At 54.6% G+C, this 26719-nt stretch carries 22 protein-coding genes; 19 read left to right on the forward strand and 3 right to left on the reverse strand.

What is annotated here, in order from left to right:
- The first annotated feature begins 125 nt into the window (after nucleotides 1-125).
- The 17 genes from R50912_RS08265 (at nucleotide 126) to R50912_RS08335 (ending at nucleotide 21786) form a co-directional block, all read left to right on the forward strand.
- Nucleotides 126-1373 carry a glycoside hydrolase family 130 protein gene (locus R50912_RS08265; RefSeq protein WP_231637803.1) on the forward strand — a complete coding sequence of 416 codons (1248 nt, stop codon included), beginning with the start codon at nucleotides 126-128 and terminating at the stop codon, nucleotides 1371-1373.
- A gap of 114 nt (nucleotides 1374-1487) precedes the next feature.
- Nucleotides 1488-2909: an ABC transporter substrate-binding protein gene (locus R50912_RS08270; protein WP_042241885.1), complete on the forward strand. Its 1422-nt coding sequence runs from the start codon at nucleotides 1488-1490 to the stop codon at nucleotides 2907-2909.
- Nucleotides 2910-2978: 69 nt separating this feature from the next.
- Complete coding sequence (locus R50912_RS08275) at nucleotides 2979-3878, forward strand: carbohydrate ABC transporter permease (RefSeq protein WP_042233893.1); 900 nt, start codon at nucleotides 2979-2981, stop codon at nucleotides 3876-3878.
- 16 nt (nucleotides 3879-3894) lie between these two features.
- Nucleotides 3895-4794, forward strand: a complete 900-nt coding sequence (locus R50912_RS08280; RefSeq protein WP_042233895.1) for a carbohydrate ABC transporter permease — start codon at nucleotides 3895-3897, stop codon at nucleotides 4792-4794.
- Between the two features lie 37 nt (nucleotides 4795-4831).
- On the forward strand, nucleotides 4832-5842 hold the full coding sequence (locus R50912_RS08285; RefSeq protein ID WP_081956427.1) for a glycoside hydrolase family 130 protein: 1011 nt from the start codon (nucleotides 4832-4834) through the stop codon (nucleotides 5840-5842).
- 28 nt (nucleotides 5843-5870) lie between these two features.
- Nucleotides 5871-7301, forward strand: coding sequence for an FAD-dependent oxidoreductase (locus R50912_RS08290; protein WP_442950505.1), 1431 nt, complete (start codon nucleotides 5871-5873; stop codon nucleotides 7299-7301).
- Nucleotides 7298-8299, forward strand: coding sequence for an SGNH/GDSL hydrolase family protein (locus tag R50912_RS08295; protein ID WP_042233899.1), 1002 nt, complete (start codon nucleotides 7298-7300; stop codon nucleotides 8297-8299). The genes R50912_RS08290 and R50912_RS08295 overlap by 4 nt, the downstream gene beginning before the upstream one ends.
- A gap of 969 nt (nucleotides 8300-9268) precedes the next feature.
- The gene (locus R50912_RS34850) at nucleotides 9269-9406 is read left to right on the forward strand and encodes a hypothetical protein (RefSeq protein ID WP_156123013.1); all 138 of its coding nucleotides are present in this window, start codon (nucleotides 9269-9271) and stop codon (nucleotides 9404-9406) included.
- Complete coding sequence (locus R50912_RS34855) at nucleotides 9372-9527, forward strand: hypothetical protein (RefSeq protein ID WP_156123015.1); 156 nt, start codon at nucleotides 9372-9374, stop codon at nucleotides 9525-9527. The genes R50912_RS34850 and R50912_RS34855 overlap by 35 nt, the downstream gene beginning before the upstream one ends.
- A gap of 37 nt (nucleotides 9528-9564) precedes the next feature.
- The gene (locus R50912_RS08300; protein ID WP_042233901.1) at nucleotides 9565-11373 is read left to right on the forward strand and encodes a cache domain-containing sensor histidine kinase; all 1809 of its coding nucleotides are present in this window, start codon (nucleotides 9565-9567) and stop codon (nucleotides 11371-11373) included.
- A gap of 2 nt (nucleotides 11374-11375) precedes the next feature.
- Nucleotides 11376-13019, forward strand: coding sequence for a response regulator (locus tag R50912_RS08305; RefSeq protein ID WP_042233903.1), 1644 nt, complete (start codon nucleotides 11376-11378; stop codon nucleotides 13017-13019).
- A gap of 195 nt (nucleotides 13020-13214) precedes the next feature.
- Nucleotides 13215-14597, forward strand: a complete 1383-nt coding sequence (locus tag R50912_RS08310; protein WP_042233905.1) for an ABC transporter substrate-binding protein — start codon at nucleotides 13215-13217, stop codon at nucleotides 14595-14597.
- A gap of 107 nt (nucleotides 14598-14704) precedes the next feature.
- The gene (locus R50912_RS08315) at nucleotides 14705-15607 is read left to right on the forward strand and encodes a carbohydrate ABC transporter permease (protein ID WP_042233907.1); all 903 of its coding nucleotides are present in this window, start codon (nucleotides 14705-14707) and stop codon (nucleotides 15605-15607) included.
- A 13-nt stretch (nucleotides 15608-15620) separates the two neighbouring features.
- Complete coding sequence (locus tag R50912_RS08320) at nucleotides 15621-16457, forward strand: carbohydrate ABC transporter permease (protein ID WP_052416103.1); 837 nt, start codon at nucleotides 15621-15623, stop codon at nucleotides 16455-16457.
- A 50-nt stretch (nucleotides 16458-16507) separates the two neighbouring features.
- Nucleotides 16508-17509, forward strand: a complete 1002-nt coding sequence (locus R50912_RS08325) for a glycoside hydrolase family 130 protein (RefSeq protein ID WP_042233911.1) — start codon at nucleotides 16508-16510, stop codon at nucleotides 17507-17509.
- A gap of 9 nt (nucleotides 17510-17518) precedes the next feature.
- Complete coding sequence (locus R50912_RS08330; RefSeq protein ID WP_042233913.1) at nucleotides 17519-20605, forward strand: glycosyl hydrolase; 3087 nt, start codon at nucleotides 17519-17521, stop codon at nucleotides 20603-20605.
- A gap of 665 nt (nucleotides 20606-21270) precedes the next feature.
- Nucleotides 21271-21786, forward strand: coding sequence for a GNAT family N-acetyltransferase (locus tag R50912_RS08335; protein WP_081956428.1), 516 nt, complete (start codon nucleotides 21271-21273; stop codon nucleotides 21784-21786).
- Nucleotides 21787-21942: 156 nt separating this feature from the next.
- On the opposite strand, the gene R50912_RS08340 is transcribed toward R50912_RS08335, so the two are convergent.
- Both R50912_RS08340 and R50912_RS08345 read right to left on the reverse strand, forming a co-directional pair.
- On the reverse strand, nucleotides 21943-23148 hold the full coding sequence (locus R50912_RS08340) for an ROK family protein (protein WP_042233915.1): 1206 nt from the start codon (nucleotides 23146-23148) through the stop codon (nucleotides 21943-21945).
- A gap of 206 nt (nucleotides 23149-23354) precedes the next feature.
- Complete coding sequence (locus R50912_RS08345) at nucleotides 23355-23810, reverse strand: CBS domain-containing protein (RefSeq protein WP_042233917.1); 456 nt, start codon at nucleotides 23808-23810, stop codon at nucleotides 23355-23357.
- A 126-nt stretch (nucleotides 23811-23936) separates the two neighbouring features.
- Between R50912_RS08345 and R50912_RS08350 the strand changes: the two genes are divergently transcribed.
- Both R50912_RS08350 and R50912_RS08355 read left to right on the forward strand, forming a co-directional pair.
- Complete coding sequence (locus R50912_RS08350) at nucleotides 23937-24371, forward strand: MarR family winged helix-turn-helix transcriptional regulator (protein WP_042233920.1); 435 nt, start codon at nucleotides 23937-23939, stop codon at nucleotides 24369-24371.
- An 82-nt stretch (nucleotides 24372-24453) separates the two neighbouring features.
- Nucleotides 24454-24921 (forward strand): MarR family winged helix-turn-helix transcriptional regulator, encoded by a 468-nt coding sequence (locus tag R50912_RS08355; RefSeq protein WP_042233921.1) that lies wholly within the window; start codon nucleotides 24454-24456, stop codon nucleotides 24919-24921.
- Nucleotides 24922-25014: 93 nt separating this feature from the next.
- Here R50912_RS08355 and R50912_RS08360 read toward each other — a convergent pair whose 3' ends face one another.
- On the reverse strand, nucleotides 25015-26649 hold the full coding sequence (locus R50912_RS08360) for an MDR family MFS transporter (RefSeq protein ID WP_042233923.1): 1635 nt from the start codon (nucleotides 26647-26649) through the stop codon (nucleotides 25015-25017).
- Between the last annotated feature and the right edge of the window lie 70 nt (nucleotides 26650-26719).

The raw sequence follows: 26719 nt of genomic DNA on the forward strand, positions 1-26719 counted from the left end.
TGTTTTAGTTTAGAAGCTGATTTTATAGCAAAAGGCTTTTGAAATCAGGGGTTTCGTATGATAAGGTGATTCCTGAAAAACGGAAAAACTCTAATCCCATGATGTAAAACAGGAGGAAATATGAAATGATGAAACCGAAATTCCGCTATTTGGACAAACCGGCTCTTGAGCCTGTACCAGGCTGTGATTGGGCGGATAAAATGGTGTTGAATCCGGCGATTATTAAAGACCCTGATTCTGATGAAATCCATATGCTATTCCGGGCCACCGGGCCATGGCGACACAAAAGAAGAGAGGGCTGTCATGATCCCTATCCGATTTTTCTGGGGTATGCGAGCAGCAGGGATGCGGGAGAAACCTGGGAGGCTGACTTCTCAAGACCGGCTCTGGCGCCTGCACTGGGGTATGAGGAGCATGAGCTGTACATCACGGATATTTACGGAAATGAAGTGCGGAATTATGCCAACGGCTGTGTGGAGGACCCGCGTATCTTTTATATCGAAGAGGAGTTATACGTCACGGTGGCCTGCCGGGCGTTTCCCCCTGGGCCCTATTGGCTCAGCAGCCAGCAGCCTCCGGTACAGACGCGGTTTGAATATGTTCCGGATTGGATCTTTGCCGGAGATGAGGCAGACCCGTTCATTCAATCGGCCCGGGCTAATGACACAGTCAGTGTGCTCTACAAGCTGAATCTGGATAAGTTGAAGCAGGGTGACTATGAAAGCGCTTTTCAATATGTAGGTCCGCTCACCGAGGGACATGTCAGCGATAACCGCGATGTGTTCTTATTTCCCCGGAAAATGAGGATTGCCGGTAAAATGCAATATCTTATGCTGCACCGGCCGATGAATGTCCTTCCCTTTGAAGGGGGAGAGAAGGCGGGGAAGCCCTCGATTTATCTGGCGGCAGCGGAAGCCATAGCGGATTTTGCCTCACCCCTGGCGGCACACCGGCTCCTGGCTTCTCCGATTTTTGATTGGGAGGAGAACCGGGTAGGCGCAAGCTGGCCGCCGCTGGCGTTGGGGAATGGAGAATGGCTGGTATCCTATCACGCGAAGAAAAATGTACAGTTCGGGTACACGCAATCCTTCCTGATCCTCAGGGAGCAGGAGAATGATTTCCCGGCAGTTATTCACCGTTGCTCCGACCGTCTGATGTATGCCGAGCGGGATTGGGAAATGCCGGAGGATTACCCGACACCCTGCCTGTTTACGACCGGAGGCATTGTCTTGGGCGATGATTTAATCATGTCTTATGGCGCGGCAGATCAGAAGGTGGGGATATCGTGGGTTAATTTTGAAGAATTGCTGGCGTATATCCGGAAATACGATGAGGCTGGAAATCTGGCCGGACAAGGAACATCCGGCAGATAAGAACCATGGAATTCTGTCCCTAGAGAGTGAATCTGCCGCACTCCTTTTGCGGGGGAGGGGGCTTATAATAAAAACGAGCTCACAATACAAATGTTAATCAAAGGGGTAGAACGTATGCAGAAAAAATGGTTGGGTCTCAGCTTGAGCCTCATGCTGGCCGCCGGAATCGCCGGCTGCGGCGGGAACAACAACAATAAGGGTGCGGCAACTGAAGCGCCTGAAGCGGGTACGGCAGCTCCTGCGGCAACAGCCGCTGCTGGAGGCAATACTGCCGCAAGCGAGCCTGTACAGCTTAAATACTGGACGGACGACCGTCATGACCAGGAATATATCAAAGAATTGATCAACAAGTTCAATGAGACGAACGGTGAGAATATCCAGGTGGAGCTGACGGTGATGTCCGAGAACTACGCGCAGAGCGTGGATATCGCTTTTACCAGCAATCAGGCACCGGATCTGCTCCGTCTGAAGAGCGGCAATACAGCTGAATTTGTCAAAAAAGGATATCTGGCACCGATTGACGGTTATCTTACCGATGACATGAAAACCAAATTCGGCAGCGTAATTATCGACAATGTCAACCGGATTGACGGCAAGGTGTACTCTTTGGCTAATACCGGCCTCACCCTGCGCCTGATCTATAACAAGGACCTCTTTGCCAAAGCGGGTATTGCGAATCCCCCGGTATCGCTGCAGGAAATGGTCGAAGATGCCAAGAAAATTACCGAAGCCGGTAAATCCGAAGGTGTCTATGGCTTCGCGCTGAACTTCAAAAGTCCGAAGGCGGCTTTTGACCGTTCGATCCGTGAGATTCTCTCCTTGAGCGGCTATCAGGGACTCGGCTTTGACCTGAAGACAGGCCAGTTTGATTTCGCACCTTACTCCCAGACCATCGAGTACTTCAAGCAGATGTATGAAGACGGCAGCATTCTGCCAGGTGCAGAGACACTGGACATCGATCCGCTGCGCGCCCAATTTGCGGCAGGCAAAATCGGGATGTACCTCTCCTTCTCGACAGAGCCTGGGGTGTATCAGGACCAGTTCCCGACTGAAATCAACTGGGCGGGTGCCCTGGCTCCAACACTGGATGGCCAGATTAAAGGAACCTCTGAAATCGTGTCCGCCGGTACCTGGCTCGGCATCAGTGCCAAATCAGCGCATCAGGAGGCCGCCTGGAAATTCATGCAATACATGTACGGTGACGATATTCTGAAGACGTATCATGAGAAGGGCTTCGGGATTGCCGTAGTGCCAAGCATTGTAGAACAGGCCAAAAAACCAGAAATTAACGGCATGGAAGGGTTCCTGGTCGGCGAGCATGACTCGCTCTGGCCTGCAGTGCCAAGCGTTACTCCGGAGGGCTCTACTTATGCGGATGCTTTCTTCAAATATATCCTTGCAGGCGGAGACGCCAAGGCCATCACTGAAGATTTGAACACAAGATATAATGCCGCCTTGACTAAAGCGGTAGAGAAGGGCGAGGTTACCGTTACGCCGGACCCTGCCTTTGATCCGCTGAAACCGCAGGGAGAATAACAGGTTAGGAAGGGGCTTGTACGGGATTCCCGGCGCAGCCCCTTTGCTTTCCCCGAAGGAGGACAACGCATGATTTACAAATGGAGAAGGCTTGGGGAGAACTCCCTGTTCCTTGCACCGAGCATTATTCTGACGCTCATCCTTGGCATCTATCCTTTATTCTGGATGCTGCGCTATATGTTCTACGATTATGCCGGGTACGGCGAGGCGCTGTTCGTAGGCCTGGACAATTTCCGCCGGCTGCTGCGGGACGGCCTATTCTGGGAGTCAGTCCGCAATACCTTCGTCTTTGCCGGAGGCAAGCTGCTGCTGACCCTGCCGCTGTCCCTGCTGCTGGCTGTCATTCTTAATGGCAAACTGCGCGGGTCTAATCTGCTCAGGGGCATCTATTTTATGCCGACCGTGATCAGTACGGCGGTGATCTCCGTTGTTTTTTATAACATCTTCAATTCCTATAACGGGATGGTTAACACGGTTCTGATGAAGCTGCATCTGGTCTCACAGCCGATTGACTGGCTTGGTCCGAAGCATGCAATGCTGACGGTAATTATCGTGGCGGTCTGGGGCGCGGTCGGCAACTATATGCTGCTCTTTCTCGCCGGGCTGCAGAGCATTCCGCAGGATCTGTACGAGAGCGCGGCCATTGACGGGGCGAACGCCGGAAGACGCTTCTGGAATATTACGCTTCCGATGCTGGCTCCGGTTGCCCAGATGGTCATTATGCTGGCGATTATCGCTTCCCTGAAGGGCTATGAGAGCATCATGGTCATTACAGAAGGCGGACCGATCGGCAAAACCGAAGTGATGTACCTCTATCTGTATAAGCTGTTATTCCCTGTATCCACCGGTTCACCGGTAGCACAGCAGCTGGGCTACGGCAGTGCCGTGGGCTTCGCATCCGCCTTGATTGTCGGTGCGGTTACCGGACTGTATTTCTTCTTCAGCCGCAAAATGAACAAGGTGTATTAGGAGGCCCGATCATAATATGAATGAACATGTGATATCCAAGCAGCCGGCGGGACGGGCGCAGACCGCCCCCCGGCCGTCCGGCCATGCCGGAAGAATAGCGGTCCGGACGGTGATGTGGCTGTTTCTGCTGGCAACGGCGCTCCTGACCTTGTTTCCGCTGCTGATGACGCTGACCGGTTCGCTGAAGACCGGGGCGGAAATGATGACCGGCGGCAGCCTGCTTCCGGCGAAGCTGCAATTCGCCAACTATGCGGAAGCCTGGAAACAGGCCAACTTTGCCCGCTATACCTGGAACAGTGCTTTTATGAGTGTAATGGTTACGGTGGGGACGCTGCTGGTAGCTTCGATGGCCGCCTATGTGGTGGACCGGCGCGATTTTCCCGGTAAACGGATCTATGTCACGGTGCAGGCTTCCATGATGTTCATTTCGGTGGGTGCGATTGTACTGCGCCCGCAGTTCGATCTGATGGTTGCCCTGCATCTGAATACCACGCTGTGGGGAGTTATTCTGATTCTGGTCAGTGCCCATTCCAGCACCTTTTTCATGCTGCAGGGCTTCTTCAAAGCGATTCCCCGCGAACTGGATGAAGCGGCTATGGTCGACGGCTCCGGCTTCATCCGCACCTTCTTCCGCATCATTCTGCCGCTCCTGACTCCAGGACTGGGTGTTGCCGGACTGTTCGCCTTCCGCCATTCGTGGAACGAATACATCCTGCCGCTGGTATTCACCATGACCAATCCGAAGCTGCAGACGCTGACCGTGGGGCTGGCGAATCTCCGCTACGGATCTTCCGCCGCGATGCAGATCCATCTGATGATGGCCGGGGCCTGCCTGTCCATTCTGCCGATGCTGCTGGCGTATATTCTGGCGAACAAGACCTTTATCCAGGTTACGGCCGGTTCAGTTAAAGGGTAGCTGTTAATTCATGAAGTGCAAAGGAGAATTATCGACAATGAACGATATTACGATAGGCACGCTTACCTCAAGTCCGGTAATGGTCCGGCATCCGCTTAACCCCATTCTGAAGCCTGCGGATGTCCCGTACGGGCCGGCCATGGTCTTCAACGCCGGGGTGACGAAGTTCAAGGGCAGATATGTAATGGTATTCCGCAATGACTACGGGGATGAGGGCAAAGGGATCGTCGCTCCCCATCATACAACGAATCTGGGACTTGCCTTCAGCGACGACGGCATAGCCTGGGAGGTGCAGCCGGAGCCGTGCTGGTCCTGGCATGACGAAGAAGTAGTCCGGGTATATGATCCGCGTCTGACCGTAATTGGCGAACGCTGCTATCTGTGCTTCGCGGTCGATACGCTTCACGGCCTGCGCGGCGGGATCGCCGTGACGGATGATTTCCGCTCCTTCGAGGTGCTGAGCCTGTCGCTGCCGGATAACCGCAATATGGTGCTGTTCCCGGAGAAAATCGGCGGCAGATACGTCAGGCTTGAGCGTCCGTTGCCGGTCTACAGCCGGGGCGGACTGGACCGCTTCGATATGTGGATGAGTGATTCCCCGGACCTGAAGTATTGGGGGAATCACAAGCTGCTGCTTGCTGTTGAGAATGTGGCGTATGCCAATGACAAGGTGGGGCCCGGTGCCCCGCCGGTCAAGACGGATAAGGGCTGGCTGACAACATTCCATGCCGTGGATCTTGACCGCAGCCGGGGCAAGAACGGCTGGGAGGACAGCTGGAAGAAACGCTATACCGCCGGGATTATGCTGCTTGACCTTGAAGATCCTAGCCGGATTATCGGCAGGGCGGCAGCGCCGCTGCTGGCACCGGAGGCTCTGTATGAAACCTCGGGCGGCTTCCGCAACGATGTGATTTTTCCCGGCGGGATGATCCTGGAGGATTCCGGGGAGGTCAAGATTTATTACGGTGCTGCGGATACGGTGGAATGCCTGGCGACTGCGCATGTAGATGACCTGCTCCGGCTCTGTCTGGAGAAGAGGAATGAATAACTAAACCGGCCTTACAAGGAGGACGATTATGAATTACGGACATATGAATTACGGACATATGAAATATGGACAGATTACTCTGCCGTCTGCAGCTGTGCCGGTTTCCCGCGAAGTAGATGTACTGGTGATCGGCGGCGGGGCGGCGGGTATTGCCGCCGCCATCTCCGCTGCCGAAGGCGGGGCAAGCACCATGATTGTCGAGCAGCGGGGGTACTTGGGCGGCATGGGCACTGTAGCGCTTGTGCCTGCCTTCTGCCCTTACACGGATAAGGTGAAGCCAATTATCCGCGGCCTCGGCCTGAAGCTGATGGAGCGGATGAAGCAGGCCTGCGATCCCGGTTATCAGGAGGAATACCGCGAAATGCTGGACTGGGTGCCGATTGATCCTGAGGTGCTTAAGCGTGTCTATGACGACGCCATTCTTGAGAGCGGTGTGACCCCTCTGTTCCATACCTTTGTCTACGATGTTGTACTGTCCCCTAATGGACAGAGTGTTGAAGGTGTGATTGTTGTCAACAAATCAGGGCGTTCCTTCATCCGCTGCCGTTATATTATTGACTGTACGGGTGACGGGGATATCGCTGCGCTGTCGGGAGTGCCTTTCCAGAAAGGCGGTGAGGAAGGGGAGCTTCAGCCCGGCAGCATGTGTTATCTGCTGGCGAATGTGGACCGCAAGGAGTTCAGCCGCTTCCTGGAGGAGACGGGAGATACGGGTCAATTGCACCGGACGGTTGAACAGGCCATCGCCGAAGGGGCGCTGCCGGAAGGCCGCAAGTCGATTTCCGGTCTGGCCTGGGTGAGTGATTATCTGGTCGGGGTCAACTTCGGCCATGTGTTCGGAGTGGATGGAACGAAGGCCGAGGAGCTGACACGCGGAGCGATTGAAGGCCGCCGGACCGTACTGCGGCAGCTGGAATTCTTCCAGAAGTATGTGCCGGGCTTCGGGCATGCACATCTGGTAGCGAGCGGTGAACAGCTTGGCATCCGGGAGACACGGCGCATACAGGGCGATTATACACTGACTGTGGATGACTTCATTGCGGCGCGCTCCTTCCCGGATGATATCGCCCGCAATGCCTATTACATCGATATCCACCTGGCTACCAGCAAAAGTGATATGACCTTCAATCATCTGCCGCCGGGAGTCTCCCACGGCGTGCCCTACAGGGTCATGCTTCCTGTAGGCATCCGGAATCTGTGGGTGGCCGGGCGCTCCGTGTCCTCGGACCGGGCGGTTCAGGGCTCCCTGCGGGTGATGCCGAACTGCTTCTCGATGGGCCAGGCCTGCGGGACGGCAGCATCGCTGGCGCTCCGGGATGGCGCGGATTCCCGCAGCATCTCGATCCCTGAGCTGCAGCAGCGGTTGCTGGAGCAGGATGTGTGGCTGGGGGAGGATTTCGTTCCGGGCACCGGAGCGGCGGACAGCAGGGAAGCAAGGGAAGCGGGGGAAGGGCATTGAAGAGCCTTCCTCTGACAGATGAATGCTTTCACGGCGCAGTTTCACTGGAGCACCGGGAGGAGGTGATCAAGCCCTGGCGTATTCCTTACCGGGATTATGAGTTGTATCCGCCTGACGGGATTGATGGCAAGGCGGAAATCTGCTCCGGTATCCGGCTGCGGCTGGCCACCGGCTCCCGGACATTGGCCTTGTCGTTCAGTCCGCTTGCGGAGGCTGCCGCACTGGACTGTCTCAGCGGCAGCGTGCTGCTCCAGACGCTCCGGCTTGCTGCGGGTGACACGGAAGCCTTGTTCACCGGGCTTCCGCCGGGAATAAAGGAGCTGGAAATCTATCTACCGCAGAATACCGGCATTACGCTTAGCGGGCTGCAGATCGAAGATGAAGCTGCTGCTGAACCGCTGCCGGACAACCGGCCGCGGTGGGTGACGTATGGAAGCTCCATCACCCAGTGTGTGGCAGCGTCCAGCCCTTCGCGCACCTGGCCGGTAATTGCCGCCGGGGCATGCGGCTATCATCTTACCAATCTTGGCTTCTCCGGCAACTGCCTAATGGAGCCGATGGCGGGCCGGCTGATCCGCGATTTGCCGGCTGAACTGATTACCTTGTGCGTCGGAGTCAATATATACGGTGCAGCAGCCTCCAGTCCGCGGATGTTCAAGCCGCTGCTGATCGGCATGCTGGAGACCATCCGTGAGAAGCACAAGGAGACGCCGCTGGCGGTCATCTCTCCGATCTACGGGACGGAGGAGCGGGAGACGAAGGAGAACAAGCTCGGGTTCACCCTGCCGCTGATGCGCAGGGAGATTAAGGATACGGTGAAGCTGCTGCAGTCGCGTGGAGACCGCCATCTGCATTACCTGGACGGTCTGGAATGGTTCGGCCCGGAAGATGGGGACCTGCTGACGGATGGCCTGCATCCGGGAGCCGAAGGCTACGAGCTGCTGGGAAGCCGTTTCGGCGACAGGCTGGCGGCTGCGCTTCAGGGTGGGCGGCTGTAGCCCGGCGGTGGAGCGCCTGAGCGGATTCATTGGGCGAGTATAACAGCAGGTGAAAGACAACCATAAAAAGGCAGCAGCCTCCCGGTTAAGGGGGACTGCTGCCTTTCCTGTTGTATAGGGGATTCTGATATTTGTCAATTGTGGACAATAAGTCCCTTGGAATTAGGAGCAGATCCGTAATCCCATTGAATCCCCTGGTAAGCGGGCCAAAGGTGGCCAGTGAATGCGAAAAACCGAACACAATGTGCTTCTGGGAAGGTAACCGGGCCCAATGTATGCGAAAAGCCGAATACATTGAGCTACTGCGAAGGTAACCGGACCAAATGTATGCGAAAAACCGAACACAATGAGCTACTGTGAAGGTAAGCGGACCAAATGTATGCGAAAAACCGAACACAATGTGCTATCACGAAGGTAACCGGACCAAATGTATGCAAAAAACCGAACACATTGAGCTACTGTGAAGGTAACCGGACCAAATGTATGCGAAAAACCGAACACAAGCTCCACAGCCCCCTAAAGAAGTTGGAGCTATCACGAAGGTAACTGGACCAAATGTATAGGAAAAATCGAATAGATTTTGTTCCTTGTTAAGGCAATGGTACTCAGTCCGCTTAGCCGGTAAATCTGCCTGATCTGTCCGAACAACGGAATATCAGTCCGCTTCGCAGGCGGGCAGGCTGGTTTAATGACCTGCCATCGCTCGACAAGTTTCAGTTGAGAGAATGAATAATCGGTAAGCTCCAGCTGATTCGACTCTCATGGAGATTTGGTTCTCCGGCGGGCTGAGTAAGATGATACAAGTATAAAAGTATAATTTGGCAAAGCCTGTAACCACTATTGTTACGTCATCCGATACTATCATGCCCGAAGTGCTCAGCCACCGGCCCGGGCTGGCTGCCCTGGACTACGCGCTTAATGACCGGAGCACCGGACTGGCGGCGGCGCGGGACGCATGGAGGGATATGATTGAGCAAGGCGCTCGTGCAGAACATTAAGGGGATTCTCTTGACGCCGGGCCGGGACCGGTCGTATGGTACAAGGGACGGAAGCTGGCAGGCTCTGGTGCAGCATGCGGAGCAGCTCCGGGAGATGGCCGGAGAGTAGGGCACCGGGTTATCGCACCGGGTTATCCGATACCTTCCGCAGCTTCGAAGCCTATGTGAATCATCCGAACAGGCAGGGACATGAGCGGATTGCCGGAGAATTGCTGAAATGGCTGATCTGATTCCGGTTTTCTGACCAGTACTGAAGAAGGGGGAACTATGCATACATTCATAGCCTATTGCGGGCAAGTCTGGCGGCAGCTCGCAGGCAGGTATTACCGGATATCGATCAAGCAGAGGATTCTGTTTTCTTTTATTGTTTTGATAACGCTGTCAATTAGCGCGATGGGCAGCTTCTCGTATTGGACCGCCGCGCAGGAGATTGAGGATAATGCTTATGCCAGCAGCCAGGAGACGGTAAGCAAAACCACACAGCTGCTCGATTCCCGGCTGAACGATGTAGCGTTGTCCGTGCAGTCCCTGATGCTGAGCGATGCCTACCGGAAAATGATGATTGATGTATTCAGCCATGATGTGTCGAATTACTATGTGCATCTGTCGGATCTGCAATATGTGCTCTCCCAGGCAACGTTCAATCAGCCGATTATCGAGAACGTGCTGATCGTTACACCGATCGGCGACTTCTACTCCACCACGCAGATCCGCGCACAGGATAACTCGTTCTACGGCTCGGAATTATATGATCTCAGCAAGGAGCAGCCGGGCGGCTACTGGGCCAAAGGGCATTTTGACCGGCTGTTCACGGGCAACCAGCGGGTCATCTCATTCGTGGTCCGGGGAATCTATGAATATCCATACACACCGATCAGCAATGTGTATATCGTGGTCAACATCAAGGAGAGCCGGATTGACGGCCTGCTGAATCAGGGCGGGGAGCCGCTTGGCCGGAATTATTACCTGCTGAGCGGCGAAGGGGATGCGGTGGTAGAATCCCGTTGGCCGTTCGGCGGCAAGTTCCCCTGGAAGCCGTTGCTGGCGGCAAATGGGGAAGATGCTGATCCGCAGGACCACTCCTACCGCTATGACGGCAAGGAGTATCTGGTGAATTATAAAAGATCGGCAGTCTCACCGGACTGGATCATCTCCGGCATGCAGTCGCGGGACCTGCTGCTGGGCAAGCTGCAGCGGGTGCAGCGTACAACGCTGTATGTAATCGCCGTCTTTCTGCTGACCACCTGGCTGATCTCCAATCAGCTGACTTCAGCCCTGCTGAAGCCGCTGTTCAAACTTCGGCGGCTGATGCGCAGAGTGGAGGAGAACCAGCTCAGCGTAGTGTATGAGAGCAGGTACGAGGATGAGATCGCGCAGGTAGGCTTCCAGTTCAACCGGATGATGTCGGAGATCAAGGCGCTGATCGTGGATGTGAAATCCAAGGAGGAGGACAAGCGGCAGGCGGAGATCCGTGCGCTTACGGCGCAGATGGAGCCGCACTTTCTGTACAATACGCTGAATACGATCTACTGCAAATCGGTCATGGGCGAGAACGACGATGTGAATGAGATGATTCTGGCGCTGTCCCAGATGTTCCAGATCGGCCTCAGCGGAGGCAAGGATCTGATTTCGCTGGAGGATGAGCTGTCCCATGTCCGGCAGTATTTCGCGATTCAGCAGAAATGCTATGAAGATCTGTTTGAATATACCGTGAGCGTGGAGGATGAGCAGCTTCTGGCCTGCCAGATTCCGAAGATCGTGCTGCAGCCGGTTGTGGAGAACAGCATCCAGCACGGCTTCAGCGACCGGTCCGGGGGAGGAAGAATTGACATTACGGTGGGCAGGGAGCAGGGCATGCTGCATATTTCCCTTGCGGACAATGGACGGGGGCTGGATGCTGCGAGCGTGAAGCAGGGCATGAACACTGCACCCTTGTCCAAAAAGGGCTATGCCCTGTTCAACATCAGGCACCGGCTGGCGCTGTATTACGGGGCTGACGCCCGCATGGAAATAGACGGAGCACCGGGCAAGGGGTCACGGACGGATCTGTGGATTCCGCTAGGGGAGGAGAGATAAAGATGGAACAGGAGCTGGAGCGGGGGCAGGAGCCGGAGAGGTTCAAGCTGTGTATTATCGACGATATCAGAAGTGTAGTGGAGATGATCTCCCGTAAGCCGGGCTGGCAGGAGCATGGTATTGAGGTCTCCGGCACCGCGCTGGACGGAGAGGAGGGGTTGCGGATGATCCGCGAGACCCGGCCTGACATTGTGCTGACCGATATCCGCATGCCGAGAATGGACGGGCTGCAGATGACCCGGGCGATACTGGATTTTCTGCCGGACTGCAAGATTATTATTCTTAGTGCCTATTCCGAGTTCACCTATGCCCAGGAAGCGATCCGGCTGGGTGCACTTGATTTCGTGAAGAAGCCTTTTTCTCTGGATGAGATTGTGAATGTGGTGCTGAAGGCGAAGGAGCTGTGCCGGCAGGAGCGGCAGAAGACAGCCAGACTTGCGGTAATGGAATCCAAAATCAAAGAAAGCATGCCCATACTGCGCCAGGAATATCTGACCTTCCTGCTGCATCATCAGACGACGGAGGCAGATGCCCGGTCCAGATGGGCGTATCTGGACATCCCCCTTGCGCAGCATGATTTCTTCGTGTTTGTCGCCGAGATTGATCATTTTGCGGAGAAGCTTATGGGCCAGCCTGTGCAGGAGATCGAGCTGCTGCGGTTCAGCCTGCATAATATTCTCGAGGAGACGATTTCCGCCTGGACCCGCGGGGTGATTATCCGTGAGGCCACAGACCGCTATGTCTGCATTATCAACGGCTCGGACCCGGACACCGCTGCGCGGATCACGGAGGCCTGCTGCATGAACGTAAGCCAATTCTCACGCAATACGCTTTCGGTCGGCATGGGGCTGGGCGTATCTTCGATTCATGAACTGGCAACAGCGTACGGGCAGGCGCTCAGCGCGCTGGGGTATCATTTCTATACCGGCGGCAACGGTGTATACAACTACGGCGATATCGAGAATAAACCGCTCGCACTTCACAGCTATTCCGCAGCCGCCGAGCAGGAGCTGCTGTTTGCCCTGCGTTCCGGGAATAGCGGCAAAAGCCTGCAGGTGCTGGATCAGCTGTTCACAGAGCTGCTGGACAATGAGCTGCTGCCCGAGCCGCGTTATGTTGAAAGCGTGGGCTATGAGCTGAGCTTCCGGATCTGCCGCGTTATGCTGGAGCAGTTCCCGTATGAGCAGGTAGAGCCGCTGGAACGGAGCATTGAAGTTATGAGGAACCGCATGCATCCGTCCTTGCAGGATATCCGAGGCTTGCTTGATCACCTGTGCCGGGCGGCTTGCTCCCTGGTGGAAGAAGCGCGATCTGTAGAATCCACGCGGATTATTCAACAGGCCAAGGCATATATCCGGGAGCATTTGGATACCAGTCTGTCGCTGGAGCAGGTTGCGAAGCAGATCAGCCTCAGCCAGGGCTATTTTTCCAACCTGTTCAAGAAGGTGCAAGGGGTTTCGTTCCAGCAGTATGTGATGCATGAGAAGATGGAGAAGGCTAAGGCGATGCTGATTGACGGCCTGCAGGTGCAGGAGATTGCCCTCGATCTTGGTTATGAGCACAGGCGTTACTTCAGTGAGGTGTTCAAGAAGTACACGGGCATGACCCCGTCGGAGTTTAAACTGCATTACCTGGGAAAAGAATAAACAGGAACAAGGGAGGGATTTCCGCCATAACGGAGATTCGCTCCCTTTTGTGTACAGGGCAGCTTCAGCCACTTCAGCAATTCCCGCAAAAACCTGCCCTCAATGTGGGCTTACCCGCCTTATGTGTAAGCGTTACCCCATCTATAATCAGGTTGTAAGTTAAATTCAGCAGCGATAAATAAGGGGGCACTACCAATGATGAAGCGTATGCTTATGACATCTTTAAGCCTGGTTATGGCACTTGGCCTGGCAGCCTGCGGCAACGGCAACAATGCAGCAGAAGGCACAGGAGATGCTGGAACAGGCGGTTCAGGTTCAGGGGAAAAGACTAAAATCAGCTACTGGACGGGCGACCGCCATGATGCCGATTTTGTGAAGGAGAAGGTTGCCGAGTTCAACGAAACCAACACTGACGGAATTGAGGTGGAACTGGTCGTTAAGGGCGACGACTTCGACACGGCGCTGGATCTGTCCTTCCAGACCTCGGATGCGCCGGATGTGATCCGGGTGAAGGAGAATACCATCCAGACGTTCTACAAAAAAGGCTTCCTCGCTCCTATTGATGAATTCCTCACCGATGAGCTGAAGGCGAAGTTCCCGGCTATGCCGGATCTGAACGAATTCGACGGTAAACGTTACAGTCTGCCGAACTACGGAACGACGATGCGTCTGGTGTACAACAAGGACCTGTTCGCCAAAGCAGGCATTGAGCATCCTCCAACTACACTTCAGGAGCTGGTGGATACAGCCAAGAAGCTGACGGAAGCGGGCAAGGCGGACGGGGCTTACGGCTTTGCACAGAATTTCAAGAGTCCCGGCAGTGCGTTCGGGCGTTCGGCGCGGGTGATTGCGGAGTTGAGCGGCTTCGGCGGCTTCGGGTATGACTTCAAGACAGCACGGTACGACTTCAGCGGCTTCGAGCCTATTATCAACGCGTTCAAGCAGATTAAGGATGACGGCAGCATGCTTCCGGGCGTAGAATCCCTGGATATCGATCCGCTGCGGGCACAGTTTGCAGAAGGCAAGATCGGGATGTATCTGTCCTACTCCTCTGAGCCGGGCGTCTACAAGAATCAGTTCCCGGCCAAAATTGACTGGGCAGCAGCACCGGCTCCTACGATCGACGGCAATGTGAAGGGCGCTTCCGGCTTCCTCGGCGGCCAATGGCTGGGTCTAAGCTCCAAATCGGAGAATAAGGAAGCGGCATGGAAGTTCATGCAGTTCATGTATGAAGATCAGGTGCTGACGGATTATCAGGAAAAAGGCTTCGGTATCTCCATGGTTCCATCGGTTAGCTCGGTAGCCAAAACGCCAGATGTAAGCGGTATTGAAGGGTTCCTGCCGAACAAGTATGACGGGGTATGGCCGGTCTATCCGGCGGTTGCTCCCGAGGGCATGAAATCGGATGACGCCTTTTTCAAGTACATGCTCAACGGCGGCGACCTGCAAGCAATCATCGCTGACCTCAACAAACGTTACAATGCTGCGCTGGACAGCGCAATTAAGAATGATGGTGTAAAAGCTGAGCCCGATGCCAGCTTCGATCCGGCCAGCCTGGGCGGCAAGTTCGCCAAATAATCAGCGGTTTAGCATACAGATACAGGTCAGGGCAGCGGGGATGGGGGAAGAAGCCTTCTCCATCCCCGCTGCCCTGACCGCAAGGGAAAGGAGCCGGGAGAGACCCTATGAATAAAACAAAAAATGCCTTATTCTCATACAGCTTTATCTTTCCAAGTGCCTTTCTGACACTTGTGCTCGGAATCTACCCGATTGCCTGGGCGTTCCGCTACATGTTCTATGACTATAAAGGTTATGGAACCGCACGGTTTACCGGGCTGGACAACTTCAGCCGCATCCTGAAGGATACCCAGTTCTGGGATTCGGTTGTGAATACGTTCATCTACGCAGGAGGCAAGCTGCTGATCACCATTCCGCTGGCTCTGCTGCTGGCCGCCATCCTGAACCGCGGGCTGCGGGGCAGACAGCTGCTGCGGGGGATTTTTTTCATGCCGACCGTCATCAGTACAGCTGTTATGGCCGTAGTCTTCTTCACCATATTCAACTCCTATAACGGAATTCTGAATCAGTTCCTGATCAAGTTCAATCTGTCGGACACCGGCGTTGACTGGCTGGGGCCGAAGTATGCGATGCTAACCGTCATTCTCGTTGCAGCGTGGGGGGCGGTCGGGAATTATATGCTGCTCTTCCTCGCCGGTCTGCAGAATATTCCTGAGGATGTGTATGAGGCCTCTTCCCTGGACGGGGCAGGCAGAATCCAGCAATTCCGCTATGTAACGCTGCCGATGCTGGGTCCGGTCATGCAGATGGTTATTATGCTGGCAATTATTACAGCCTTGAAGGGCTACGAGAGTATTATGGTCCTGACCGAAGGCGGTCCGGTAGGCAAGACTGAGGTGATGTTCCTGTACTTATACAAATTATTCTTCCCTGTCGGCGGAGGCAGTGCGGCGGTTCAGGTGCAGGAGTTCGGATATGGCAGTGCGGTCGCCTTCGTGTCCGCGCTAATCGTAGGGATGATTTCACTCATTTATTTCTATGCATCCAGACGAATGAATCAGACCGATTGAGGAGAGACGTGAGATGAGAATAAGAACCATACTGGGCAACACTGTGCTCTGGATATTTTTGCTGGCTTTTGCTTTTATAACCCTGATTCCGGTCGTGATTACGCTACTGGGCTCCTTCAAGACGAATGCCGAGCTGACCACCGGAGCGACCTTCCTGCCAAGCAGCTGGCATGTCTCCAACTATTCCGAAGCCTGGGAACAGGCGAACTTCTCCAGGTACACCCTGAACAGCCTGATCATCTCCCTGTCGGCGGTGGCCGGCACACTGCTGGTCTCATCCATGGCTGCTTATGTGGTGGACCGGATGGACTTTTTCGGCAAAAAAATATATATCGGCCTGCAGTCCTTCACCATGTTCGTTGCCGTGGGGGCGGTAGTGCTGCGTCCGCAATTCGATCTGATGGTCAAGCTTCATCTGCACAGCAGCCTCTGGGGGGTCATTCTGATCCTGATCTCCGCGCATGCTTCCATCTTCTTCATTCTGCTCAGCTTCATGAAGGGGATTCCCAGAGAGCTGGATGAAGCCGCGCTGATTGACGGCAGCTCCCTGGGCCGTACCTTTTGGAGAATTATTCTCCCGCTGCTGGGGCCGGGACTCGGCGTAGGCGCCTTATTCACCTTCCGGGGCGCGTGGAATGAATATCTGCTGCCGCTGGTGTTCACCATGACCAAGCCGGAGCTGCAGACGCTGACTGTCGGCCTGGCGAACCTGAAATACGGGATATCTGCGGCTTCCCAGACCCACTACATGATGGCAGGCGCCTGCTTATCCATCCTGCCGATTCTCATTGCCTATCTGTTTGCCAACAAGTCCTTTATGCAGATGACGGCGGGTTCCCTCAAAGGGTAGATCCCTGCTGATGCTGCATGAGCTTAACTATATTCAAGGAGGTATACCCCATGACTTTACAGGTTCCTGCTATTCTGCAATCCGCCCCGTTCATTCAGCGCTATCCGGGTAATCCGGTGCTGGATGCATCCAAGGTCCCTTACCCTACCGCACTGGTATTCAATGCTGGTGTAACGAAATTTAACGGCAAATATGTGATGATCTTCCGCAACGATTACGGCTCGCTGGACAAACAGACGATTGAGCCGCATCACACGACCGATCTTGGCATTGCTTACAGTGATGACGGATTGACCTGGACAGCCGGCCCGAAGCCGGTATTCAAAATGCATGACGAAGAGATTATCCGCGCCTACGACCCGCGCCTTACGGTGATCGGCGGACGCTGCTATATGTGCTTTGCCGTCGATACGAAGCATGGCATCCGCGGCGGGATAGCCGTTACCGATGATCTGGAGCATTTCGAGGTGCTCAGCCTATCCACACCGGATTTGCGCAATATGGTGCTGTTCCCCGAGAAAATCGGCGGCCATTATGTCCGGCTGGAGCGTCCCTTCACCGTATACAGCCGCGGGGGGCAGGACCGCTTCGATGCCTGGATCTCCGAGTCACCGGATCTAAGGTATTGGGGGAATTCCAGCCTGCTGCTCGCTGTCGAGCAGGTGCCGTTCGCCAATGACAAGGTTGGTCCCGCTGCACCTCCGGTCAGAACGGACAAGGGCTGGCTGACCACCTTCCATGCGGTGGATATTGACCCGGCGAGAGGCAAACACGGCTGGGAGCCTACCTGGAAGAAACGTTATACGGCAGGCATCATGCTGCTGGATCTGGAAGATCCGCGTAAAATTATTGGGATGGCCAGGCAGCCGCTGCTGGCGCCGGAGACGGATTATGAGATTGACGGGGGCTTCCGCAATCATGTTATTTTTCCGGGCGGGATGATTCTTGAGGATAACGGTGAGGTCAAAATCTACTACGGCTCTGCGGATACGATTGAATGCCTGGCTACGGCTCATGTGGACGATCTGATCAGCTACTGCCTGAAGGGCTAAGGACGGGCGATGAGCAAGCTATGGGAGAAGCTGCCCAGACCTCCGGCAGAATACCGGTCTGCGCCGCTCTGGTCCTGGAATGATAAGCTGGAGCCGGCTGAGCTGGAGCGGCAGATCGAAGAGATGCATGCAGCCGGGATCGGCGGGTTCTTCATGCACGCCCGCGGGGGACTACAGACCCCGTACATGGGCGAAGCCTGGATGGAGGCGATCCGCCTCTCGATTGTGAAGAGCCGGGAGCTGGGCATGAACGCCTGGTTCTACGACGAGAACGGCTGGCCCAGCGGCTTCGCGGACGGTGAGGTTCCGGCCAAAGGCATTGCCTATCAGCAGAAGATGCTGGCCTGGGAGAAGCCGCCGTTCCGTTATCCGGTGGAAAGGGCAATTGCCTGCTATTCGCTAGAAGCAGCTTCGGGCGAATATCGTCTGCTGCCGCCGGAAGATCGCGGTACTGCGGATCTCGCCATGTATTATGAGGTGAATCCGTATTATACCGATACACTAAGCAAGCTGGCGGTAGGTGAGTTCATTACAGCCGCCTACGAACGGTACTGGGAGGCATTCGGCCAGTTCGAGGCGGAAGGCGCTGCCCTGCCGGGCATATTCACGGATGAGCCGCAATTCGCCAGAGGCAGGCTGCCGTGGTCCTTCGAGCTGGAAGAGGCATTCGCCTCGCAGAGCGGATATGCCGTGCAGGAGATTCTGCCCGCGCTGTTCTTCCCCCAGAGCAGCTCAAACAAAGCCCGTTATGATTACTGGAGCACGGTGACTGCCATGTTCACCGAAGCCTATGCTAAGCAGATCGGCGATTTCTGCGCCGCTAAGGGCTGGGCGGCCACGGGTCATGTGGTCGACGAGCAGGAGCTGATGCATCAGGTTACTTCCGTCGGCGATCCGATGGCCTTCTACGAATATTTGCAGATTCCCGGCTGTGACTGGCTGGGCCGGTTCGTCGGGGAGGAGCCGCTGGTTCCGAAGCAGGTCAGCTCGGCGGCCCGCCAGACCGGGAAGAAGCGGACGATTACCGAGAGCTTCGGCTGCTCCGGCTGGAATGTCAGCTTTCAGGATCTGAAGCGGATCGGGGAGTGGCAGTTCGTCCACGGTATCAATTTTCTCTGCCAGCATCTGCAGGGCTATTCGCTCCGGGGGCTGCGCAAGCGTGATTATCCGCCCTCCCTGTTCTATCAGCAGCCGTGGTGGAAGGATTACCGGGGCTTCAATGATTATTTCGCCCGGCTGGCGATGATTCTGGCGGAAGGAACGGGCCGCGCGGAGGTGCTGCTGCTTCACCCGGTAAGGTCCGCGTGGCTGGCCCAATGCGGAGAGAACACTTCGGCGATTGTGCCTTATCATGAGGCTTTTGCACGGCTGACCCGCTGGCTCTGCCAGGAACTTATCGAACATGATTACGGCAGTGAGAGCATAATTGCCCGCCATGGCCGCGTAAGTGAAGGACGGTTTATCGTCGGGGAGGCGGCGTACCGCACTGTAATTATTCCGCCGAGCCTGACGCTGGACCGGGTAACGGTAGCGCTGCTGGAGGAGTTCGTTGAGCAGGGTGGTCATCTGGTTGCCTGTGGATCTGCTCCGGCACTCGTGAGCGGAGAGGACAGCATGCAACTGGAATGGCTGCTGCAGCATGCGGTCCAGCCGGAATGGAATTCGGAAGCACTGTGCAGCGCGGTAACAGCGGTCTCGGCACCCTTCGTGCAGATTACCGGTGAGGCAGGCAGGAAGCTTGCATCCGATACGCTGAATATACGGTCGGTAAATCTGGAAGATTCGGTGGTCTATTATATAGTCAATTCCGGGACAGAAGGCTGCGGCAATGTGAACATCGAGCTGCGCCAGCGGGGCCGGGTATCCCTGATCGACCCGGAAACCGGGAGCATCACTGAACTGGATAGCGAGGCTTCTGCACAAGGTATGCGGGTTGCCTTGCCGCTCTATGCTGTGCATTCCCTGCTGCTGAAGGTGGAGGAGTACGGTGATGCGGATGAGGCCAGGGAGACAGCGGAGAGTATGGGAGCGGCAGAAAGCCGGGAGGTAGCGGAGAATAGAGAAGCAGCTGTAGTACTGGAGCTTGGCCCGGAATGGATAGTTGCTGCCGCTGACCTGAACAGTCTGACGCTGGATACCGCCCGTATGCGGCTGGATGGCGGTGAGTGGTCCGCTCAGCAGCCGGTTATCTTCATTCAGGAGCAGCTGCTGGCGTATGGCCGGGCAGCTGCCGTTGAGCTGCAGTTCCGCTTCCAGGCGGATTCCAGTCTGCTGGAGGTGCAGGAGCTGTATCTGGCTCTGGAGCAGCCTGAAGATATGGAACTGATGCTGAACGGACAGCCGCTCTCTTCGGCGGATTGCGGCTGGTGGCGGGATATCTCCTTCCGCACCCTGCCCATCGCCGGAAAGGTGGTTGCTGGAGAGAATATTCTGCAATTGAGTACCCGGTTCAGTCCCAGCGGTGAGCTGCTTGCCAAGCTTGAGAAGGCGAAGCAGTTTGAAGCGGAGGGCAATAATCTGACAATTGATCAGGAGTTTGAGAGTATATATATCGTTGGCGCTTTTGGCGTAGAATCTGCTGCGCCGTATACGTATGGAGAGCGGCGTGCCGTGTTCACGGAAGGACCTTTCAAGCTGACACGACTGCCCGAATCCGTAACAACCGGTGATCTGGTCCAGCAGGGCTTCCCGTTCTTTGCCGGCATCCTCACGCTTGAGCAGAACGTTCGTATTAATGAAGGCACAGCACTTCCGGCAAGCTGGTCCTTCTACTCGCCTCCGGACACCATTGTGTCCCGGCTGTTCATCAACGGTACAGAGGTGCGGAGATTCCTGTGGGAGCCGTATACCGCTGGTATTTCGGGGCTGCTGCATGCAGGAGAGAACCGGATACGGCTGGAACTGACCGGCAGCTGCCGCAATCTGCTCGGACCGCATCATCATATCAAAGGTGAGGTCTACAAGGTAGGTCCGGACAGCTTCAAGGATAAGCCCGGCTGGACCGACAAAGACCTGGAGCCTGACACGCATGTCTATCAGGACCGGTATGGCTTTGTCCGCTTCGGATTATCTTCGGCACCTGTGCTCCGGGGCTAAGGGCAGCAGGCAACAAAATCAACAAAGTGAAACACCTCTGGACTCCCTGTTAAGCGGAATCCTGAGGTGTTTTTGTTAAGAAGATAAGATCTAGCTCCAATAGATTAGATTTGCTGTGTGCTACTAAAGTTCCATACCTTAATAGCTGAGCGGACTGAGAGGACGCTATATCTCCAAAAAACCTCTATATGAGGCTGAAGCGGACTGCAGAGAATCGCTTATCTTGCAGATTCGGGCCACGAAACAGGTGAATTCGCTCACTTAACGGAATCTGAGTCCGCTTAGCCGGCAAATCTGCCTGATCTGCCCGAATAACGGAATCTCAGTCCGCGTCACCGGCAGGCAGGCAGGCTGGTTTGTTGAGCCCGCAAGCACTCTGCGAACATCGGCATTCCACAGGGCGCCAGCACTCACTAAGAATAATCGTACCCGATAAGCCCCACCCCGAAATTACCCTGATGCACCGTTAGGAGTGATTGTCGTGTGCAAGAGTAATGAGCGGCGTGCTAGAGTATAATCGGTGTGTTAGAGTGATAATCGATGCGTAAGTGTGATTACCGATGTCAAAAGAAAATAAAGTATTAGACTGACAATGCTTGATTAAGCTCACGGGCAGGAAAGAAATTGTTGAAAGGTTATTGATAGAATAGAAAGGTGGGAGATTTTTGATAGAAACAAAACGTCTTTTAATTAGAGAAATGGTGCAGTCCGATTATGATGCATTGTGCGGAATATTGTGTGATGAGGAAGTAATGTGTGCTGCTTACGAAAGTGCATTCAACTTAGAAGAAGCACAAAATTGGCTTAACAGACATCTTAAAAGATATGAAGAATATGGTTTTGGACTTTGGGCAGTTGTATTAAAAAAAACAAACGAAATGATTGGTCAATGTGGCTTGACAATGCAAGGCTGGAGAGAAAAAGAAATTTTGGAAATAGGATTTTTGTTTCAAAAAGCGTATTGGCACAAAGGTTACGCAACAGAAGCGGCCATTGCTTGCAAGGAATACGCTTTCTCAGTTCTTAATGCAAATAGGGTTTATTCTATTATTAGGGACACAAACATAGCCTCTCAAAAAGTTGCTGTTCGAAATGGTATGAATATTATTGATAAAGATACTAAGAATTTTAGGAATATAGATATGGAATTTCTTCTGTATTCTGTAGAGCGAACCAAATAAGCATTATACACAGTGAAAACAATTGATAATGTAATATGCCTTTAAATGCTACTATGAAAGTTTTACTACTCATGGCAAAGCATCCGTTCAACTAACGGGAAGGTGTTAGTTGAACGACAACAGCGGCAGTCTAAGACTTTATTTTCACCTGTTCCCCTAGTTCGTCAGCTCTTGCAGCACCATGGCGCATGCGCCCGTTGCCACGGAGCGTTCACCGAGTCTGCTGCGGGTAAAGCGGACGTTATACTGCTCGCGGTAATAGGTCCGCTCAAGGGCGATCCGGGTTGCCTCCTGATAGAAATCCTCTGCCGCGAGGAATAGCGGGCCGCCGAGGATGACTTCCTCGGGGTGGAGGATATTAATCAGATTCGCCAGCCCGATGCCGCAGTAGACGGCCATCTCATGAAATAACCGGACAACCACAGGGTCGCGGGCATGAAGTGCTTCTATTAAATGAGCGAACTCCAGCTGCTCCGCACTCTCTGCCCAGCCTCGGAGCAACTCGCTGCTGCCCAGCCGCCACGCTTCGCGCGCCTGTCTCTCCAGGGTGTGGATGGACACATAGCTCTCCCACGCACCGGCGTTGCCGCCGGGAATATGCGGCGGCAACCCGGAGCCTTCAATGATCATCTGCCCGACAGCTCCCTCGGTATCGATCATGCCATAGAGCAGCCGGCCATCATTCATGATGGCGGAGCGCAGGCCGATTCCGGCATGGAGGTAGAGCAGATGATGCTGCATCCGGTTGCTGCTGGCCCAGTATTCGCCGAGCAGGGCCGTGTTGGCTCCATTATCCAGATATACCGGCACACCCAGCCGCTGCTCCAGCTCCTCCTTAATAGGTACCTGCGACCAGCCCGGGGCTGCGAACCGTGCCGGATTCAGAATCACTCCGGCTTTGCGGTCCAGCGGACCGACGGCACCGATGCCAAGTCCGGCGACCCGGCTAAAGTCAAGGGAGGCTGAGGCCAGAAGACGCCGCGCCTCTTCATGAAGGGATTCCATCAGGTGCTCCGGGGTAAGGGCGGTATCCATATTCCAGGTATATTCGCCGAGCAGCTGCAGATGAAAGTCCATCAATACGAGCTTAGCGTGGGTCCGGGAGATCTCCAGCCCCAGCAGATAGGCATAGGCCGGGTTGGTCTCATAGAGGATAGGACGGCGGCCCCCGGTAGATTCGCCGAAGCCGACTTCCATCAGCAGCTTCATAGACAGCAATTCGTCCAGTATTCGTGTTAACGTGCTTATGGTCAGTCCGCTTTCGTCCAGCAGAGTATGTTTGGAGACGGTACCGTGTTTTCTTATGGTGAAATAGATTTCTCTGGCTTTGGGATTGGCGATAACTTCATGAATAAGCAGCAAAGACGGTTCTCTCCTTATGAATGTACTAGACCTGTGAATAGACTACACTTACTTCAACAATGACACAAAAGGTAGGGTGCCCGCAACTAGCCCAAGATGAGAAGAAGGTGAGGATATAAGGGTGGTGTTCCTGCTTGGTGGCGGGGACGGTTCAGCCGCAGTAGCGGGCAGTGGCGGCTAACGCTGTCTTGCAGGCGGGACCGGGGCTAGAGCAGAGCCTTGAAGGAATGGCGGATCACATCGCCGCGGCTGATGATGCCGACCAGCACACGGTTACGCTCAACGGGGACCTTTTTGATCTGCTTTTTGCCAAGTATGGTGGCGATCTGTTCAATGTCCTCTTCGTAGTGCACCGTGACCACTTTCTTCTTGGCGATGGCCATAACGTTCAGACTCAGCAGCTTGCGCGTCCGTTCTTCGAACTCATCATTATCCCCGACGAATACATTGATCTGGAAAAAAGAATCCACAATCAGATCCTCATGCCTGCCGATATAGCGCATAATATCTCCGTCGCTCAAATAAGCGACAATCTCGTTCCGGTCATTGACTACAGGCATGCCACTGATCCGGTGGGTGATGCATTTCTCGATAAAAGTCCGTACAGTGTCTTCCTGCTTGACCTTGTAGACCTGTCGGATCATGAACTCATGGGCTTTCATATAGGTTCCCCCTGAAAAGTATGTATGCAAAAATAAGTTGCATAATGAAAGTATATACTTGTATTATACAAGTGGAAAGAATGATGTCAATGAAGAAGAAGATGATGAAGAAGAGGATGGGACTGCATGGAGAAACGTTCAATAGAGACGATAGAGCTGGAAATGGCGGTTCTTGTCCGCCGGCTGACTTCGCTTACCACGTACAAAAAAATCGGCAATCTCGACCGGGCGGCCTACCTGCTGTTGCATCAGATTGCTTTTAATAACGGAACTGCCGGAGTGAAGGCTCTCTCTGATGAATTCCAGCTGGATATCTCCACCGTCAGCAGGCAGGCAGCTGCACTGGAGAACAAGGGATATATCATCCGTGTACCAGACCCTGTGGATGGACGGGCCTATACCCTGCAGATTACGGAGCTGGGCGGAGAAATTCTGGATGAGAACCGGCAGATGCGGCAGGAAATTATGGGCAAGCTGCTGGTAAACTGGTCGGATGAAGAGGGAGATTCCTTCGGCGAGCTGCTGCGGAAATTCAATGCGGCTTTTCTGGAAGAGGATTAATCAGGGCAGTGCTGTTTCCTTAGTGGAGGGTTTGGGCTAATTTGGGCTATACTTAAGTTAATAAAGCTTATGGGGTGTACCGATGAACGAAGATAAATATGAACATATTGATGATTTAATAGAAGCCTTTCAGCAGTTTGCCCGGATGAATTGGCGCAAGACGACGCTCTGGGGACTGAAGCCGAGTGAAATCCGTGTGCTGGTCTCGATCAAGAAGGGCATGGAGCAGGAAGGCAGCAAGGGGCGGACGGTTTCCGATATCAGCAAGCTCCTCAAAGTGACTTCTCCCACGGTCACGCAGATGGTGAACAGCCTGATTGCCCAAGGATACGCTGTCCGCACGCCAGATAGCCAGGACCGCAGAATCAGCGACATTACTTTAACGGACAAGGGAGCGCATCTTGCCGATATGGCGGTGGCGAAATCCCGGGAGACCTTCCAGGGGATGATTGACCATCTCGGCAAAGAACGAAGCGAGACCTTAAGCGAGCTGCTGAACGGGGTGTACGAATATTTCGAGCAGCTGAACAGCCAGCAGAATGATTTCTGAACAGTAATGTTGAGCATTGTATACACAAAGAGATGTCCCACAGCTGCAGCTGCGGGACATCTCTTTGTTTTTTCAGGATGAACTCCGGAGCTGTTAATGCCCTGCGGTCGCAGTCTCCTTCCGCAGCTTGCTTCCTGCACCGGCTTCCTCTGCGGCAGCCTCTGTCTTAGATTCGCTGGAACGCAGCGGGATCTCCTTCAGGAACAGAACAAGCACGGCTGCAATAACGAGCAGCGCAGTACCGCTCAGGAACACTACCGTCAGGGAGTCGCTCAGCGCCCCGCGCAGCATCTCAATCAATTGATTGAAGAGCGGCCGGATCTGCTCCGGCAGCGTGGTGTGCAGCTCCTTCAGCTTGGGCTGGTCGAGCAGCAGCTGCGGATTCATGAAGGCTGTAAGCTGCTTAGCGGCTTCCGGATCAAGCTTGGACAGGTCAGGGCCTTTGCCTGAGGCTACCACAGATTCCAGCTTATGCGTAAGGGTTGTGTTCATCACGGTACCCATAACGGCAATCCCGATGGTTCCGCCAAGGTTGCGGAATAGGGTGTTGGTAGCCGTAGCTACGCCCAGCATCTGCGGAGCCACGGCGTTCTGTACGGTCAGCGTGAATACCGGCATGGCCAGCCCGAGGCCAATCCCGAACACGATCATGCTGGCCACAGCCATGATGATGCTGTTCATGAAGGCCATCATAATCATGGCGGCGACCATAAACGGCATGCCGATCATGGCGTAGCGCTTGTATTTACCGGACTTGGAGATCCAGCGGCCGGCCAGTGTGCTGAGCACAATCATCATCAGCGACATCGGCATGTTGATGAAGCCGGAATTGGTCGGGGACACGCCCTCGACCCCTTGCACGAAGAACGGCAGATAGATCATTGCACCCATCATGCCCGCATTCATCAGGAAGCCGATAATCATCGAGAGGGTGACAATCGAATTCTTGAACAGGGAGAGGGGGAGCACCGGACTCTTGGCCTTGCGCTCGATCCATATCAGAATGACTGCACTGGCAATGGCAGCCGCGAACAGTCCGAGAATCTCCGGTGAACTCCAAGCATATTTGGTGCCTGCCCAGGAGAAGCCGAGCAGCAGGGCGACGATGCTGAGGGACAGGAAGATGGAACCCGGATAGTCGATCGTTTCGGAAACGGCGCGCGTGCTTTTCGGGAACATTCTCCAGATCATGATGAAGGCTACAATTCCGAGTGGCAGGAAGATCCAGAAGATCCAGCGCCAATCCATATGATCGACCATGAATCCGCCGAGGGTAGGGCCGATTACGCTGGAGAATCCGAAGATGGCCATCATAATTCCCGTCCACTTCGCCCTTTCCCGGGGAGCGAACAGGTCACCTACGGCAGTGACGGTGGCCGACATCAGAATCCCGCCGCCGACGCCCTGTATCCCGCGGTAGGTGATCATCTGATAGATGTTGTCAGACAAGCCTGACAGGAAGGCCCCGATGATGAAAATAACGATCCCGGCGAGCAGGAAGGGCTTGCGGCCGTAGATATCGGATAACTTACCGACCAGCACCGTGGCAATGGTGGAGGTTAGCATATAGATGGTGATTACCCAGGTGTAATGCTCAATTCCGCCCAGGATGGCAATAATCCGGGGCATCGCGGTGCCGACAATCGTCTGATTGATCGCCGCGAAGAACATCGCTGCCATTAAGGCGACCATAATGGTTACTTTCTTTTTTTGCGTGAGATGCTCCATGGCAGGGTACTCTCCTTTGATCCTGAACGTATTATAGTTTGGCATTTTATGATATTCTAATTAGGTAGCC

Source organism: Paenibacillus sp. FSL R5-0912, from assembly GCF_000758605.1.
Classification (GTDB): domain Bacteria; phylum Bacillota; class Bacilli; order Paenibacillales; family Paenibacillaceae; genus Paenibacillus_AQ.